Annotated in this window: 13 protein-coding genes; 10 read left to right on the forward strand and 3 right to left on the reverse strand. The window is 59.6% G+C overall.

Features of this window, described 5'->3' with window-relative positions; all coding sequences use genetic code 11:
- The first annotated feature begins 143 nt into the window (after positions 1–143).
- From dadA to FQ185_RS03100, 6 genes are all read left to right on the forward strand, one after another.
- Positions 144–1,448, forward strand: a complete 1,305-nt coding sequence (gene dadA, locus FQ185_RS03075; protein WP_149416195.1) for a D-amino acid dehydrogenase — start codon at positions 144–146, stop codon at positions 1,446–1,448.
- On the forward strand, positions 1,420–1,773 hold the full coding sequence (locus FQ185_RS03080) for a RidA family protein (protein ID WP_149416196.1): 354 nt from the start codon (positions 1,420–1,422) through the stop codon (positions 1,771–1,773). Before dadA ends, FQ185_RS03080 begins: the two co-directional genes overlap by 29 nt.
- Before the next feature lie 97 nt (positions 1,774–1,870).
- The gene (gene alr, locus FQ185_RS03085) at positions 1,871–2,944 is read left to right on the forward strand and encodes an alanine racemase (protein WP_149416197.1); all 1,074 of its coding nucleotides are present in this window, start codon (positions 1,871–1,873) and stop codon (positions 2,942–2,944) included.
- A 126-nt stretch (positions 2,945–3,070) separates the two neighbouring features.
- A complete protein-coding gene (locus FQ185_RS03090; RefSeq protein ID WP_149416198.1) occupies positions 3,071–3,619 on the forward strand; it encodes a cupin domain-containing protein in 549 nt (182 codons plus the stop codon).
- A gap of 169 nt (positions 3,620–3,788) precedes the next feature.
- Positions 3,789–4,214 (forward strand): cytochrome c5 family protein, encoded by a 426-nt coding sequence (locus FQ185_RS03095; protein WP_149416199.1) that lies wholly within the window; start codon positions 3,789–3,791, stop codon positions 4,212–4,214.
- A 135-nt stretch (positions 4,215–4,349) separates the two neighbouring features.
- Complete coding sequence (locus FQ185_RS03100; RefSeq protein WP_149416200.1) at positions 4,350–6,272, forward strand: acetyl-CoA hydrolase/transferase C-terminal domain-containing protein; 1,923 nt, start codon at positions 4,350–4,352, stop codon at positions 6,270–6,272.
- A 64-nt stretch (positions 6,273–6,336) separates the two neighbouring features.
- Here FQ185_RS03100 and FQ185_RS03105 read toward each other — a convergent pair whose 3' ends face one another.
- Entirely contained in the window at positions 6,337–6,909 is a 573-nt protein-coding gene (locus FQ185_RS03105) for a xanthine phosphoribosyltransferase (RefSeq protein ID WP_149416201.1), read from the reverse strand.
- Between the two features lie 56 nt (positions 6,910–6,965).
- Positions 6,966–8,975 (reverse strand): DNA helicase Rep, encoded by a 2,010-nt coding sequence (gene rep / locus FQ185_RS03110; protein ID WP_149416202.1) that lies wholly within the window; start codon positions 8,973–8,975, stop codon positions 6,966–6,968.
- 262 nt (positions 8,976–9,237) lie between these two features.
- Between rep and FQ185_RS03115 the strand changes: the two genes are divergently transcribed.
- On the forward strand, positions 9,238–10,911 hold the full coding sequence (locus tag FQ185_RS03115) for a bifunctional diguanylate cyclase/phosphodiesterase (RefSeq protein ID WP_149416203.1): 1,674 nt from the start codon (positions 9,238–9,240) through the stop codon (positions 10,909–10,911).
- Positions 10,912–10,943: 32 nt separating this feature from the next.
- Here the strand turns inward: FQ185_RS03115 and FQ185_RS03120 are convergent, their stop codons facing one another.
- Entirely contained in the window at positions 10,944–12,341 is a 1,398-nt protein-coding gene (locus FQ185_RS03120) for a NorM family multidrug efflux MATE transporter (RefSeq protein WP_149416204.1), read from the reverse strand.
- A gap of 157 nt (positions 12,342–12,498) precedes the next feature.
- Between FQ185_RS03120 and FQ185_RS03125 the strand changes: the two genes are divergently transcribed.
- The 3 genes from FQ185_RS03125 to FQ185_RS03140 all read left to right on the forward strand — a co-directional run bounded on the left by FQ185_RS03125 (position 12,499) and on the right by FQ185_RS03140 (position 16,974).
- A complete protein-coding gene (locus FQ185_RS03125) occupies positions 12,499–13,419 on the forward strand; it encodes a LysR substrate-binding domain-containing protein (protein ID WP_149416205.1) in 921 nt (306 codons plus the stop codon).
- A 185-nt stretch (positions 13,420–13,604) separates the two neighbouring features.
- Positions 13,605–15,581: a methyl-accepting chemotaxis protein gene (locus tag FQ185_RS03135; protein ID WP_149416206.1), complete on the forward strand. Its 1,977-nt coding sequence runs from the start codon at positions 13,605–13,607 to the stop codon at positions 15,579–15,581.
- Between the two features lie 178 nt (positions 15,582–15,759).
- On the forward strand, positions 15,760–16,974 hold the full coding sequence (locus FQ185_RS03140; protein ID WP_149416207.1) for an aldose 1-epimerase family protein: 1,215 nt from the start codon (positions 15,760–15,762) through the stop codon (positions 16,972–16,974).
- The last annotated feature ends 6 nt before the right edge of the window (positions 16,975–16,980 follow it).

A 16,980-nucleotide genomic window follows, 5' to 3' on the forward strand; every position in this document is an offset into this window, starting at 1 on the left:
CGTGAAAAGGGTTTTTGCCGAGAATTGTCGCCAAATATAGGCACTTATATAGTGAAAAGCACTGCCTAATCTTTTTTACACTGCGCACATCAATGCTCGACAACTACGAACGTCAGCGGCAAGCCGCGATGAGGGATATGAAAATGCGCGTTATGGTCTTGGGTTGCGGCGTCATCGGCACCGCCAGTGCTTATTATCTGGCCCGAGCCGGGTTTGAGGTGGTGGTGGTGGACCGTCAGCCAGCCGCTGCCATGGAGACCAGTTTCGCCAACGCCGGGCAGGTTTCGCCGGGTTATGCCTCTCCGTGGGCCGCGCCGGGCGTACCGCTCAAGGCCATCAAGTGGCTGTTGCAGCGTCACGCACCGCTGGCGATCAAGGCCACCGCCGACATCGACCAATACCTGTGGATGGCGCAGATGCTGCGCAACTGCACCGCCAGCCGCTATGCGGTGAACAAGGAGCGCATGGTCCGTCTGTCCGAGTACAGCCGTGACTGCCTCGATGAGCTGCGCGCCGAAACCGGCATTGCCTACGAAGGACGCAGCCTCGGTACTACACAATTGTTCCGCACCCAGGCTCAGCTCGACAACGCCGCGAAAGACATCGCCGTTTTGAAAGAGTCCGGCGTGCCGTTCGAACTGCTCGACCGCGCTGGCATTGCTCGGGTTGAACCGGCGCTGGCCGGCGTCACCGACATCCTCGCCGGTGCCCTACGCCTGCCGAACGACCAGACTGGCGACTGCCAGATCTTCACCACCCGCCTGGCCGAAATGGCTGTGAAACTGGGTGTGGAATTCCGCTTCGGTCAGGACATTCAGCAACTCGACTACGCCGGTGATCGCATCAACGGTGTATGGATCGACGGCAAACTGGAAACCGCCGACCGCTACGTGCTGGCGCTGGGCAGCTACTCGCCGCAGTTGCTCAAGCCGTTGGGCATCCGCGCTCCGGTGTATCCGCTTAAGGGTTATTCCTTGACTGTGCCGATCACCAACCCGGCGATGGCCCCGACTTCGACTATTCTCGACGAGACCTACAAGGTCGCGATCACCCGTTTCGACAACCGAATCCGCGTCGGTGGCATGGCTGAAATAGCCGGTTTTGACCTGTCGCTGAACCCGCGTCGGCGTGAAACCCTGGAGATGATCGTCAACGACCTTTATCCTCAGGGCGGCGATCTGACCCAGGCGAGTTTCTGGACCGGTCTGCGTCCGACCACGCCGGACGGCACGCCAATCGTTGGTGCTACGCCGTTCAAGAACCTGTTCCTGAACACCGGTCACGGCACGCTGGGCTGGACGATGGCGTGCGGCTCCGGTCGTTTGCTGGCGGACCTGATGGCGAAGAAAACGCCGCAGATCAGCGCCGAAGGCCTCGATATTTCTCGTTATGGCACCAAAACCCAGGAGTCCGCAAAACATGGCAATCCAGCGCCAGCTCACCAATGAGCGCATGAGCCAGATCGTCGTTAACAACGGCACCGTGTATCTGGCAGGGCAGGTCGGCGACGATATGGACGCCGGGATTGAACAGCAGACCCGTGAAACCCTCGCCAACATCGAGCGTTTGCTCGATCTGGCCGGAACCGACAAGAGTCGTTTGCTGTCGGTGACGATTTACCTCAAAGACATTGATGCGCACTTCGAAGGCATGAACGCGGTCTGGGACAAGTGGCTGCCAAAAGGCGTCGCACCGGCCCGTGCCACCGTTGAATCGAAGTTGTGCGAACCAAAAATCCTGGTGGAGCTGTCGGTTGTAGCCGCTCTGCCATAAGCCTGTCAGAAAGACCCCTCTCCCGGTGCTACTGGCGGTTCACGCCGGCAGCCAGCGCCGGTTTTTCTTCCCCATGACCGACTAGAAGTCTGCCGCCATGCGTCCAGCCCGTGCCCTGATCGACCTCCAAGCCCTGCGTCACAACTATCAAATCGCCCGTGAAGTCACGGGGGCCAAGGCCCTCGCGGTGATCAAGGCCGATGCCTACGGTCATGGCGCGGTGCGATGCGCCCAGGCGCTGGAAGCCGAGGCGGACGGGTTTGCGGTCGCTTGCATCGAAGAAGCGCTGGAACTGCGCGCCGCCGGCATTCGTGCGCCGGTGTTGCTGCTGGAAGGTTTTTTCGAAGCCGATGAGCTGTCGCTGATCGTTGAGCATGATTTCTGGTGTGTGGTGCATTCGCTGTGGCAACTCGAAGCCATCGAGAACGCCGCACTGAGCAAACCGATCACGGTCTGGCTCAAGCTCGATTCGGGCATGCACCGGGTTGGCTTGCATCCAAAGGATTATCAGGCGGCCTATCAACGGCTGCTGGCCAGCGGCAAGGTCGCGAAGATTGTTCTGATGAGCCACTTCGCTCGCGCAGATGAACTGCACTGTCAAACCAGCGCCGAACAGGTGGCGGTTTTCGAAGCGGCGCGTCAGGGTTTGTCGGCCGAGATCAGCCTGCGCAACTCGCCGGCGGTGCTCGGTTGGCCGCAGATTTCGAGCGACTGGGTTCGCCCGGGCATCATGCTCTACGGCGCGACACCCTTTGAAGAAGCCAATGCCGTTGCGTCCCGCCTGCAACCGGTGATGACCCTCGAATCTAAAGTGATTTGCGTGCGTGAACTGCCGGCCGGCGAGCCGATCGGTTATGGCGCCAGATTCATCACCCAGAAACCGATGCGCGTGGGCGTGGTCGCCATGGGTTACGCCGACGGCTACCCGCGTCAGGCGCCAACCGGTACGCCGGTGATGGTGGCTGGGCAGCGCAGCCAGTTGATTGGCCGGGTGTCGATGGACATGCTCTGCATCGACTTGACCGATGTGCCGCAAGCCGGCCTCGGTTCAACCGTCGAGTTGTGGGGTAAAAACATCCTCGCAAGCGACGTGGCGGCGGCCGCTGACACGATTCCTTACCAGATCTTCTGCAACCTGCGCCGAGTGCCGCTGCTCTATTCCGGGGCTTAACCCCAAACGCTGCGGACCGGAAGTCGTCTCACCGAACAGGATTCAGGCCAAAGTGTTGTAAATACTGAACGCTGTCGCCATGATAACGCGCAATATTCCTACAACCTGAATCCTGGAGGCGCAAGCTTGGACGTCGGTGAACGACTGCAATCCATCCGTAAGCTCAAAGGTCTTTCGCAGCGTGAACTCGCCAAACGCGCGGGCGTCACCAATAGCACCATTTCGATGATCGAGAAGAACAGCGTCAGCCCCTCGATCAGTTCGCTGCGCAAGGTACTGGGCGGGATTCCCATGTCCATGGTCGAGTTCTTTTCCGAAGAGATCCTGCAGGAAAAACCGACTCAGATCGTCTACAAAGCCAACGAGCTGATCGATATTTCCGATGGCGCAGTGACCATGAAACTGGTCGGCCGGGCTCACCCGAGCCGGGCTATCGCGTTCCTCAACGAAATCTACCCGCCTGGCGCAGATACCGGTGACGAGATGCTCACCCATGAGGGTGAGGAAACCGGGATTTTGCTTGAGGGTCGACTGGAACTGGTTGTAGGCCTGGAAACGTTTGTGCTCGAAGCCGGCGACAGCTACTACTTTGAAAGTACCAAACCGCACCGTTTCCGTAATCCGTTCGATGAACCGGCGCGACTAATCAGCGCAGCTACTCCAGCGAATTTCTAGGAAAAGAGGCGTCCCGCCAGCATTGCGCAGGTGCCCGAGTTGTTTTTCCGCCACGCATAAGACCCCTTCGACTTTAGGGTTGTTTAAGTGTGGCGGGCTTACCGTTATACTTGCGCCCGCCTGCGAACCGTGGCCGTGGGCGTGACTAGCCACCATTGAGGGTGAACGCGTGAATCTAATTAAGAAAATGCTGGCCGTACCAGCAACCGTATTGGCCCTATGGGCAGTCAGCGCACAAGCAGCGACCAGCGACGATATTGCTAAACGTCTTGAGCCGGTCGGCCAGGTTTGCGTTCAGGGTAAAGAGTGCAAGGGGATGGAAGTCGCGGCATCTGCGGGTGGTGGCGATGCCAAGACTCCTGATTCGGTGATTGCAAAACATTGCAACGCTTGCCACGGCACCGGCCTGTTGGACGCGCCGAAAATCGGTGATGCCGCGGCGTGGGGCGAACGTGCCAAGAAAGAAGGCGGCCTTGACGGCTTGCTGGCGAAAGCCATCTCCGGCGTCAACGCAATGCCTCCAAAAGGCACTTGCGCCGATTGTACAGATGCCGATCTCAAGGGTGCTATCGAGAAGATGTCCGGCTTGAAATAAGCTTTCATCTTCAGCGAAAAAGCCGCTTTCGAGCGGCTTTTTTGTGCCCGCGATTTGCCCTTGCGACTATTCTTTGGAGCAAAGGCCCGGCAAGCTCGGTCCAACCCCAATTCACGGAATATAAGGGAGGATCAGATGGTGCAGCTGTGTTCTATCGAGCAGGCGGTCGATGATGTATTGGCACGGTTGCCAGCGCATATCCACATGGGCCTGCCCCTCGGTCTGGGCAAACCCAACCACTTCGTCAACGCGCTCTATCAACGCCTCGCGCAACTGCCCGACCGGCAACTGACGATTTATACCGCGTTGTGCCTCGGCCGCCCTTCGTTGGGTGACGGTTTGCAAAAGCGTTTTCTCGAACCCTTCATCGAGCGGGTGTTTGGCGATTATCCAGAACTGGATTTCCTGGCCGACCTGCATCGCGACAGCCTGCCGTCCAACATCCGTATTCAGCAGTTCTTCATGCAGCCCGGCAGCCTGCTCCACAGCGCACAAGCCCAGCAGGATTACGTCAGCAGCAATTACAGCCACGCCGCGCGGGACATCAATGCCGCCGGGTTGAACCTGGTGGCGCAACTGGTGGCCAGCCACAGCGAACATCCAGATCGCTTGAGCCTGAGTTGCAACCCGGACATCACCCTTGACCTGTTCCCGATGATCGCCAAACGCCGAGCGGCGGGGGAGACGATCCTGCTGGTGGGCCAGGTACACAACGATTTGCCCTACATGCCGGGGGATGCGGAAGTCGGCATGGACACGTTCGATCTGCTGATCGACGAGAAGGACAGCACCACGCTGTTCTCCACGCCGAACATGCCGGTGGGGTTTCAGGATCACTTCATCGGCCTGCACGCCAGCACGCTGGTGCGCGATGGCGGCACGTTGCAGATTGGCATCGGCGCCATGGGCGATGCCCTGACTGCGGCGTTACTGGCGCGGCAGGCGGACAATAACGGTTACAAGGCGTTGCTGGCGGATGTGAATCTCAGCCAGTGGGCGCAACTGATCGACCGTGAAGGTGGCATCGAACCGTTCGCCAAGGGTTTGTACGGTTGCAGCGAAATGTTCGTCAACGGCCTGCTGGTTTTGGCCGATGCCGGGATCGTGCGGCGCAAGGTCTACCCGGATGTGTCGACCCAGCAACAAGCGAATGCCGGGACTCTGGATGAAGCCGCGCAGACTGACGGCCTCTCGGTGCATGGCGGGTTCTTCCTCGGGCCGCGCAGTTTCTACGAGCGTTTGCGCGAGTTGCCGCAAGGCAAGCGGCTTGAATTCAACATGACCCGCATCAGCTACATCAACGAGCTTTACGGTCAGGAAGAACTCAAGCGTTTGCAGCGCCTTGATGCGCGATTCATCAACACCGTGTTCACCATGACCTTGATGGGGGCCGGTGTGGCGGATCAGCTGGAAGACGGGCGAGTGCTCAGTGGTGTCGGCGGGCAGTACAACTTCGTGGTTCAGGGCCATGCACTGGAAGGCGCGCGTTCGGTGCTGCTGCTGCGCAGCTGGCGCGAGTCGGGCGGTGAGGTGAGTTCGAACATCGTCTGGGAGTACGGCCATTGCACGATCCCGCGGCACCTGAGGGATATCGTGGTCACCGAATACGGCATCGCCGATCTGCGCGGCAAGACCGATGCGGCGGTGATTGAGGCGTTGCTGAACATCAGTGATTCACGTTTTCAGCAGGGGCTGATCGAGCAGGCGCAGAACGTTGGCAAATTGCCGAAGGGTTTTCGTCTCGATCCGCGCTTCGCCGACAACAGTCCGCAGCGTTTGCAGGCGATCCAGGCTCTGCATTCGAACCTGTTTCCGGAATATCCGCTGGGGTGTGATTTCACCGAGGTGGAGCGCGATCTGCTGCGGGCGCTGAACTGGCTCAAGAGCAAATTCAAGCTCACCGAAATTCTGGAGTTGGGGAAGGCTGCGCTGGATGCGCCGGAGCCTTCGGCATTTCCCGAGCATCTGGAGCGGATGCAGCTGACGAAACCGGAGGGTTTGAAAGAGGACTTGTTTCAGCGGCTATTACTCACCGGCCTCAAAGCCACCTCGATGTAACAGACAACAAAAAACCTGTGGGAGCGGGCTTGCCCGCTCCCACAGGTACAACGGTGCAGCTGATTTATTCGATGAAGGTTACGAGACCGCCAGCCAGCGACTGAACGCGAGCCAACGATTCAACGCGATAACCCTGAGCATCCAGTTCCGCACGGCCGCCCTGGAACGACTTCTCGATCACAATCCCCAAACCCGCGACGGTAGCGCCGGCCTGTTTGATGATCGAGATCAGCGCTTGCGACGCCTTTCCGTTGGCCAAAAAGTCGTCGATGATCAGCACGCGGTCACTGCTGGTCAGGTGGCGCGGGGAAATCGCCACGGTGCTTTCGGTCTGCTTGGTGAACGAGTAAACCGTCGCCGACAACAGGTTTTCAGTCAGGGTGAGGGACTGATGCTTGCGCGCAAAAATCACCGGAACACCAAGGTTCAGACCGGTCATGATCGCCGGAGCAATGCCCGAGGCTTCGATGGTGACGATCTTGGTGATGCCCGAATCCTTGAACAGCGTGGCGAATTCGTCGCCGATCAGCTTCATCAGGGCCGGGTCGATCTGATGGTTCAGAAAGGCGTCGACTTTCAGGACCTGGTCGGAAAGCACGATGCCTTCTTCGCGAATTTTCTTGTGCAGTGCTTCCATGAAGCTTTCCTCTAATGACGTCTGTGCGTCTAAGGCTGGTTAAAAAGTAGTCGATTCTAGCGCTTTAACATCGCGCGTATATCCGCCAATGCGGTATTGCCGCGAACGGCTTTGACTTCCACGGGTGTGTCGTCGTTGCCTTCCCAGGCGAGGTCGTCCGGCGGCAGCTCATCAAGGAAGCGGCTCGGTGCGCAGTCGATGATCTCGCCGTATTGCTTACGCTTGGCGGCGAAGGTGAAGGCCAGCGTCTGACGCGCTCGGGTAATTCCGACGTAGGCCAGCCGGCGTTCTTCTTCGATGGTGTCGGCTTCGATGCTGGAGCGGTGCGGGAGGATTTCCTCTTCCATGCCCATGATGAACACGTAGGGAAATTCCAGACCTTTGGAGGCGTGCAGGGTCATCATCTGCACACCTTCGGCGCCGTCTTCTTCTTCCTGCTGACGTTCCAGCATGTCGCGCAAAACGAGTTTGCCGATGGCGTCTTCGACGGTCATCTCGCCTTCTTCGTCTTTTTCGAGCGTGTTCTTCAACGCCTCGATCAGGAACCACACGTTGCCCATGCGGTAATCGGCGGCCTTGTCGCTGGAGCTGTTGGTGCGCAGCCAGTTCTCGTAGTCGATGTCCATGACCATGCTGCGCAACGCCGAGATCGGGTCTTCGCCGGCGCATTGCTCGCGGACCTTGTCCATGAAGCGCTTGAAGCGCGACAGGCGATCGGTGAAGCGCGTATCCAGATGCTCGCCCAGGCCGATTTCGTCGGTGGCCGCGTACATGGAGATTTTGCGTTCGGTGGCGTAGTTACCGAGTTTTTCCAGCGTGGTCGAACCGATCTCCCGGCGTGGGACGTTGATCACTCGCAGGAAGGCGTTGTCGTCGTCCGGGTTCACGAGCAGGCGGAAGTAGGCCATCAGGTCTTTCACTTCCTGACGTCCGAAAAAGCTGTTGCCGCCGGACAATCGGTAAGGAATCTGGTGGTGTTGCAGCTTCAGCTCGATCAGCTTGGCCTGGTAGTTACCGCGATACAGGATCGCGAAATCGCTGTACGGCCGATCCGTGCGCAAGTGCAGGGTCAGCAGTTCCACGGCCACGCGTTCGGCTTCGGCGTCTTCGTTGCGGCAACGGATCACGCGAATCTCGTCGCCGTGACCCATCTCGCTCCACAGCTGCTTTTCGAATTCGTGCGGGTTGTTCGAGATCAGCACGTTGGCACAGCGCAGGATGCGGCTGGTGGAGCGGTAGTTTTGCTCGAGCATGACCACTTTCAGGGACGGGTAATCGTCCTTGAGCAACATCAGGTTTTCCGGGCGGGCGCCGCGCCAGGCGTAGATCGACTGGTCATCGTCGCCCACCACGGTGAACTGATTGCGCGTGCCGATCAGCAATTTCACCAGCAAATACTGGCTGGCGTTGGTGTCCTGGTATTCGTCCACCAGCAGGTAGCGGACTTTGTTCTGCCATTTTTCGAGGATGTCGGCGTGTTCCTGGAACAGCTTCACCGGCAGCAGGATCAAGTCGTCGAAGTCCACCGCGTTGAACGCCTTGAGCGTGCGCTGATAGTGGGTGTAGACGATGGCGGCGGTCTGTTCCTTTGGGTTGCGCGCGTTTTCCAGGGCTTCGGGCGGCAGGATCAGGTCGTTTTTCCACGAGCCGATCATGTTCTTGATCTCGTCGACGCCGTCGTCGCCCGAGTATTCCTTCTGCATGATGTCGGTCATCAGGGCTTTGACATCGGTCTCGTCGAAGATCGAGAAACCTGGCTTGTAGCCCAGCCGCGCGTGTTCCTTGCGGATGATATTCAGGCCCAGATTGTGGAAGGTGCAGACGGTCAGGCCGCGGCCTTCGCCGCCCTTGAGCAAGGTGCCGACCCGTTCCTTCATCTCGCGCGCGGCCTTGTTGGTAAAGGTCATGGCGACGATGTACTGGGCGCGGATGCCACAGTTCTGGATCAGATGCGCAATTTTGCGGGTGATCACACTGGTCTTGCCGGAGCCTGCACCGGCGAGCACCAAAAGAGGGCCGCCGACGTAGCTCACGGCTTCTTGCTGCCGGGGATTGAGTCGGGACATACGAAATCAGGGAGTCGTTTGCGAAATGGGCCGGCATTTTAACAGGCTCAGCGAATTGTGCTGCTCTGTCCGACTTGTGACGCAGCACGCTATCTATATTTGCCGGTTTTGATACTTTCACGCAGGATGCGCAATGAATTTGCGTCTAATGTTCGTAATCCAGGCCCCAAGACACGTTTGATAACGGATGCCATTTGGTCATTGGTTACCGGCGCTGCATAATGCCTGCCGCCTACATCTTTGCAGAGTCTAGGGAGCTAGCTTGTCTACGCCTGTCGAACCCTTGCGTTTGCTGCTACTGGCCGAAGAGCCAGCGTGGGCAGCGTTGTTGCGCGAGTGTCTGGCTCCGATGGGGAACTCGGCCGTGCTGATCAGCGCGCCGAGCTGGGAGTCGGTCAACAGTCTGTTCGATGACAACCGCAGCGCGGTGTTGTTGACGATCCCGGCTCTCCAGCCTTTGCCTGGCCGTTGCAGCCTGCCGACAGTGTTGCTGCTGGAGCATGAGCCGCCGTCTCCACCCGACGGTGTGAGTGACTGGCTGGTGCGCGATCTGCTCGATCCCGGCATGTTGCGCCGTTGCCTGCGCCATGTGCGTGAACGCGGCTTGCTGGAAAACACTCTGCAACGCCTGGCCGAGCAAGATCCGCTCACCGGCATCGCCAATCGTCAGGGGTTCCAGACTTTGCTGGCGGCGCGTCTGGCGGAAAACGACGGCCGTGGCCTGGCACTCGGTCACCTCGATCTCGACAACTTTCGTCACGCCAACGACGCCCTCGGCCACCAGGCCGGCGACCGACTGATTCTGCAAGTGGTCGCACGCCTGAAAAGCCAGCTTGAGGCCGGCGATCAACTGGCGCGGCTGGGCAGTGATGAGTTTGCCCTGCTGATCGACACCCGCCGCGCGCCTCAGCGGGCCGAGTGGATGGCCGAACGCATCACCGAAGCCTTGGCCGAGCCTTACTGGGTCGACGGCGAAAGTCTGTTGATCGGTTCCAGTCTGGGCATCGCCCACGCTCGAGCCCAGGCCGGTGCCGATCCGCTGATGTGGCACGCGCACATCGCCATGCAGCAGGCCAAGAGCACGCAGGGCTGCACTTTCCACATCTTCAACGAACGCATCAATCGCAACGCCCGCAGCATCGCCGACCTCGAAAGCGAGCTGCGCCGGGCTTTGCGTCGCGATGAGCTGGAGCTGCATTACCAGCCACGCCTGAACCTTGAGGACGGCCAGATTGTCGGCCTCGAAGCCTTGGTGCGCTGGCGTCATGCCGAGCGCGGCTTGCTGCCGCCGAGCGAGTTCGTCCCGCTGGCCGAGCAAAGCGGTTTGATCGTGCCGTTGGGGTACTGGGTTATTTCCCGGGCCCTGCGGGACATGCAGGCGTTGCGCGAACGGGGTTTACCGGCGCTGCACATGGCGATCAACCTGTCGTTCCGGCAGTTTCAGGACAGCCAGTTGCTGTCGACCCTGAGCCGGCTGATTGCCGAGCGCGGCGTCGAGGCGCAATGGCTGGAGTTCGAACTGACCGAAACCGCGGTGATGCGCCGCAGCGATCTGGTGAAGCAGACCATGGATGCCCTTGGGCGCCTGGGTGTGCGTTTCTCCCTGGATGACTTCGGCACCGGTTTCTCCTCGTTCGTGCACCTCAACAGCCTGCCGATTACTTTGCTGAAGATCGACAAGAGCTTTGTCGGCGGTATGGAACAGCGCGAAGAGAATCGAAAACTGGTCCACGCGATGATCAATCTGGCACACAACCTCAATCTTGAAGTGGTCGCCGAAGGTGTGGAAACGCCAGAGCAGCTGGATTTGTTGCGCGGGTTTGGGTGTGATCAGGTGCAGGGGTATCTGATTAGCAAGCCGTTGCCGCTGGCAGGGCTTGTTGAGTATTTGACGTTCGGTTCCAGCCAGCAGCCGTCACTGGAAGTCGTGGTGTAAACGGTCCTGCGAACACCGCTCCCACAGGGATGTCAGTCAGGTTGAGCCATCTGGAAGTCGCCTTGGGACGACGGTTCGCGTCTGATCATCCGCTTCATCTTCCACTCAAACGCCAACGTCAGACTCACCGCTGCACACGCCAGCCCCAACGCCAAGCCCCACCAGACACCCGTCGGCCCCCAGTTCAAATGGAAGGCCATCCACCAGGCGGCCGGCGCACCAATCAGCCAATAGCAACCCAAACCCACCAGGAAGGTGGTCTTGGCATCCTTGAGCCCGCGAATGCAACCCATGGCGATGGTTTGCGTACCGTCGAACAGCTCGAACCACGCCGCTACCGCCAGCAGGCTCACAGCCAGATTGATGACCTCGCGAAATGCCGGGTCGTTGTGGTCCAGGAACAAGCCGATCAATTGATTCGGCAGCAGCCAGAAGACCATCGCAAACCCGAGCATAGCCGCCGCGCCGAAGACGATCCCCACCCGCCCGGCCAGCCGTGCGTCCAGCAATTGCCCGGCGCCGTAGTGCTGGCCGATGCGCATGGTGATCGCATAGGAAAGCCCCGCCGGAATCATGAACGCCACCGAGACGATCTGCAGGGCGATCTGGTGCGCCGCCAGTTGCGTACTGCCCATGGTGCCCATGCACAGCGCGGCGAACGCGAATAGTCCGACTTCCACGGCGTAGGTGCCGCCAATCGGCAGGCCGAGGCGCCACAGTTCTTTCAAATACTGACGGTTGGGCCGCGACAGACCCTGGCGCAAGGGATAGGCGTCGTAAGCCGGGTGCCGACGGATGTGCAGCGCCAGCGCCACGGCCATCAGGTTGGCAACAATCGCGGTCACCAGCCCGATCCCCACCAAGCCCATTTTCGGCAAGCCGAACATCCCGGTGATGAACGCGTAGTTGAGGACGAAATTGGCCACGGTGCCGGCGAGGCTGATGACCATCACCGGGGTTGCCCGGCCGATGGCGCTGGTAAAACCGCGCAGGGCCATGAAGCTCAGGTAGCCGGGCAGGGCGAACGGCAGGATCAGCAAAAACTGCCCGGCGGCCTGGACGTTGGTTTCGGTCTGGCCGAACAGCAGCAGCACCGGTTTGAGGTTCCACAGCAGCAAGCCGGCCACCAGCGCCATCAACCACGCCAGCCACAATCCCGCCTGGGTCAGCCGCGCCGCACCGACGATGTCGCCAGCACCCTGACGGATCGCCACCAAGGTGCCGACCGCCGCAATCACACCGATGCAGAAGATCGACACGAACGAGTAAGTCGCCGCGCCCAGACCGCCGCCGGCCAGCGCTTCGGGACTGAGGCGCGCCATCATCAGGGTGTCCGTGAGGACCATCAGCATGTGCGCCAACTGCGAGGCAATCAACGGCCCCGCCAGCCGCAAGATGGCCCAGAGTTCAATACGCGCTGGATGCTGCATGGTCATCACGCTCGATTTTCAAAGAGAACTGGAAGCGTCGATTCTCGGCGCTCTCGGGGGTTTGCACAAAGGGATAAAAAGGATGGGTGGCATGATTAAAACTCATGCAGCGGAGTTTCTGATAAGTTGGCGGAATTGCGCTATAGGAGCTTTCCTGATGTCTCGTCGTCTTCCTCCCTTGTATGCCCTTCGCGCATTCGAAGCGGCGGCGCGGCATAGCTCGTTTACCCGTGCCGCCGAAGAATTGTCGATCACGCAAAGTGCAGTCAGCCGGCACATTCGTACGCTCGAAGAGCATTTCGCCTGCCGGCTGTTTCACCGTAGCGGACGCAATCTGCAATTGACCGAATCGGCGCGGCTGATCTTGCCCGGCATTCGCGAAGGCTTCACCGCATTGGAGCGGGCCTGCAATACCCTGCGCGCCGAAGATGACATCCTGCGCATGAAGGCCCCGTCTACCCTGACCATGCGTTGGTTGCTCGCGCGGCTCAGTCGCTTTCGACACCTGCAGCCGGGTAACGAGGTGCAGTTGACCAGCGCCTGGATGGACATCGACTCGGTGGACTTCAACCATGAACCCTTCGACTGCGCCGTCATCCTCAGCAACGGGAATTTTCCTCCGGACTGGGAGGCGAGTTTCCTGTTCCCGGAAGAGCTGATTCCCGTGGGTGCGCCGAATCTTCTGAAGGATCAACCTTGGGACGTCGCGCGTCTGGTCAGTGCCGAACTGCTGCATCCAACACCGGACCGCCGCGACTGGCGCAATTGGCTGGAGCGCATGGGCCTGACCGATCGGGTATCGCTCAAGGGCGGGCAGGTGTTCGACACGTTGGAGCTGGGCATGATCGCCGCCGCGCGAGGGTACGGCGTATCTATGGGGGATCTGCTGATGGTGGCGGAAGATGTCGCCCAGGGGCGGCTGAGTTTGCCGTGGCCGACGGCTGTCGCCAGCGGTGAGAAATATTATCTGGTCTGGCCGAAAACCCGCCCCGGAGGTGAGCGTATGCGCAGGCTGAGCGACTTCTTGCAGGGCGAAGTCCGGGCCATGGAATTACCGGATGTCGAGCGCTTGAGCTGAATCGATAGAGCCGTCGCAATGGCGGCTTTGAGCCATATCCCGGTTAATCACTCAAGTATTCAGGTTTGCCGCCGAAAATCTGCAGGTAGAACCTTCGTGCAGGTTCGGCGTAATTCCCATTATTAGAAATTTTGTCGAGTGTGCGTCGGGATCAGGAAGATCCGGTCACTCGACCAGGAGCTTTCATGTCTCAACCTCGTGCTCGGATAGCCTCACAGCTGGGTCTCGCGCTTGCCGTGATACTGGCGATTGTCATCAGTGGCAGTACCGTGTTCGCCTTGCGTTCGCTGGACTCGGCCAACCTAGCCACCCGCGAAGAGCACCTGGCCAGTGAAGCCCGGCTGCTGGCCGACCAGCTGAGCACATTTCACGGCACGTTGCGTGAAAGCACCCAGCGTCTGGCCGGCCTGTTCGAGAAACGCTTCAGCGCGGGGCTGAGCGTGCATCCGGACGAACCGGTAACCGTGGCGGGCATCCAGACGCCGGGTTTGCATCTGGGCGCTGAAGTGTTGAACAACAACTTCAAGGAAGTCGACGAGTTCAAGCAAATGACGGCGGGTGTCGCCACGGTGTTCGTGCGCAGTGGCGACGACTTCATCCGGGTCAGCACCAATGTCAGCAAACAGGACGGCAACCGGGCTATCGGCACCGTGCTCGATCACGCGAACCCGGCTTACGCCCGTTTGATGGCGGGGCAGAGCTTCGTCGGTCGATCGTTGCTTTTCGAACGCTTCTACATGTCGCAATACACCCCCGTACGCGACAGCAGCGGTAAGGTCATTGCCGTGCTGTACGTAGGATTCGATTACACCGACGCTCAGAACGCGCAGTTCGCCAACCTCAAACGCTTCCGCATCGGTCAGACCGGTTCTCTGGCGCTGCTTGATGAGCAGAACAAATGGCTGGTGCCGATCGCGGGCGTGCAAGCACTGGATCGGGCAGTCCCAGCAATCAACAGCCTGGTGAAGACCCCGGGCAAGGGCGAGTTCTGGAGCGACACGTCGGAAGATTTCTACAGCATCGCCGTACCGTTCGAAGGCGGCCCATGGTCGGTCGTAGCGAGCATGCCGAAAAGCGAAATTCGCGCCGTGACCTGGAGTGTCGGTATTCAATTGGCGATTGGCAGCCTGCTGGCGATGTTGATCGCCGTGGGTTCGGCAGTCTGGTTGCTGCGCAGCAAACTGGCTCCGCTGGGTGATCTGGTGCGTCAGGCCGAAGCCTTGGGCGCCGGTGATTTGAGCGTGCGGCTGAACGTATCGAGCAACGACGAGATCGGTCAGTTGGCCCGCGCCTTCAACCAGATGAGCCAGGCTTTGTCGACCATGGTCGAGCACATCCGCAAGGCCTCGCAAGAGGTCAACAGCCGTGCTCAGGCCTTGTCCGGTCTGTCCGGTGGCGCCTATGAAGGAATGGAACAGCAGTCGGGCGAGATCGCCAGCATGGCCGGTGCCGTGGAAGAGTTCAGCGCCACCTCCCTGAACATTGCCGACAACATGGGCAGCACTCAGCGTCTGGCTCAAGAAAACGCACAGCAAACCCAGATCGGTCGTACGTCGATGGACGAAGCGTCCTCGTCCCTGGAACAAATCGCCGGCGCGCTGAACAGCACGGCGACGGTGATCAATACCTTGGGTCAGCGTTCCCAGGAAATCGGCGGCATTGTCGGTGTGATTACCTCGATTGCCGAGCAGACCAACTTGCTGGCGCTCAATGCCGCCATCGAAGCGGCCCGTGCCGGTGAGCAGGGGCGTGGTTTTGCGGTCGTGGCGGATGAAGTTCGCAGCCTGGCTTCGCGTACCCGCCAGGCCACTGACGAAATTTCCGGGATGATCCAAAGCATTCAGCAGGAAACCGGCAACGCCATCAGCACCATGGAACAGGGCAACGTGTTAATGCAGGAAGGGCTGTCGCGCAACGCGAATGTCGCTTCAGCCCTGGCGCGTATCGATGAGCAAAGCCGTTCTGCCGGGCAGCAATTCGCTGCGATCACTACGGCGACCCAAGAGCAAAGCAGCACGGCGACGTTGCTCAGCAGCAACCTGCAAAGCATTGCCCTGGCTAACAGCGAGCAACGAGAAGTTGTTTCCAATCTGGCCGTCACCGCCAAAGAGCTGGAGAAGCTCGCGGCGGACTTGCGGCATGAGGTTGATCGGTTCCGCTGAGTCACTGCTGAAATCGCCATCGCGGGCAAGCCCGCGATGGGATCAACTCAGTTCCCCCGGTTTTAACCCCAACCCCCCGCATCACTATCAATTTGCCTTCGCTGTTGTGTTTTTTAAGCTTGATGAATCGTTTCAGCAAGACTATAAAAACCACACAACTCCAAGAAAGGCTCCCATCATGACCCCGCTCAAACTCGCCATAACCCTAGGCGCGATGACCGTTGCCTCCCACGCCATGGCTTGGGATTACGTTCTGCTAGACACCGACAAAGCCGCCCAGAACTGGCAAATCACCAGCCAGCAACTCGGCGTAAAAACCGACAAACCCTTCAGCGTGAGCCTGCGCACCTTGCACGGCGGTCGGCAGGAGGGCGTCAGCATCGTCGACATCGATAACGGCACAATGAAACTCTCGGTGGTCCCCTCTCGTGGGATGAACGTCCTGCAGGCGTCGGTCGGTAATGTGCGCATGGGCTGGGATTCGCCGGTCAAGGACGTGGTCAATCCGTCCTTCATCGAACTCAACGGCCGTGGTGGTCTGGGTTGGCTCGAAGGCTTCAACGAACTGGTCGCTCGCTGCGGCTACGAATGGGTCGGTCACCCCGGCATGGACAACGGTGAACTGCTGACGCTCCATGGCCGCGCCGCCAACATCCCGGCCAGCAAAGTCACCTTGCACATCGACGAAAAACCGCCATACACCATCAGCCTGCGCGGCGAGCTGAAAGAGCAGGCGTTCAAGAAAGTCGACTTCTCCGTTGCGACCGAACTGGTCACCGAACCAGGCAGCGTAGCGTTCTCCCTCAACGACACCCTGACCAATAACGGCGACTATCCGAAGGAGTATCAGGCGCTTTATCACAGCAACTTCAGCGCTCCGTTTCTGGAGCAGGGCGCGCGTTTTGTTGCACCGGTCAAACAGGTGTCGCCGTTCAATGACAAGGCAAAAGGGGATCTGCCGGACTGGCAGACTTACCGCGCACCGACCAAGGATTACGACGAGACGGTTTACAACGTCGTGCCCTATGCCGATTCCAAGGGCGATACGTTGACGGTGCTGCATAACAAGGCCGGCAGCCTGGGTGTATCGGCCGGCTTCAACACTCAAACACTGCCAGTGTTTTCTCTGTGGAAAAACACCGATACCCAAGGGCAGGGTTATGTCACGGGTCTTGAGCCGGGAACGAGCTTTTCCTACAACCGTCGGTATCAGCGGCCACTCGGTTTAGTGCCGACAATTGGGGTGAAGGAGCAGAAACAGTTCCAGATTCATTACAGTTTGCTGGCGGATAAAGGAGCTGTGGATAACGCGTTGAAGCGAGTGAACGAGATTCAGGGCGGGCGGCAGACTGAGGTACGACAAACACCGCTCGTGGATCTCACCAAGGAATAATCCCTG

Source organism: Pseudomonas sp. ANT_H12B (assembly GCF_008369325.1).
GTDB lineage: Bacteria > Pseudomonadota > Gammaproteobacteria > Pseudomonadales > Pseudomonadaceae > Aquipseudomonas.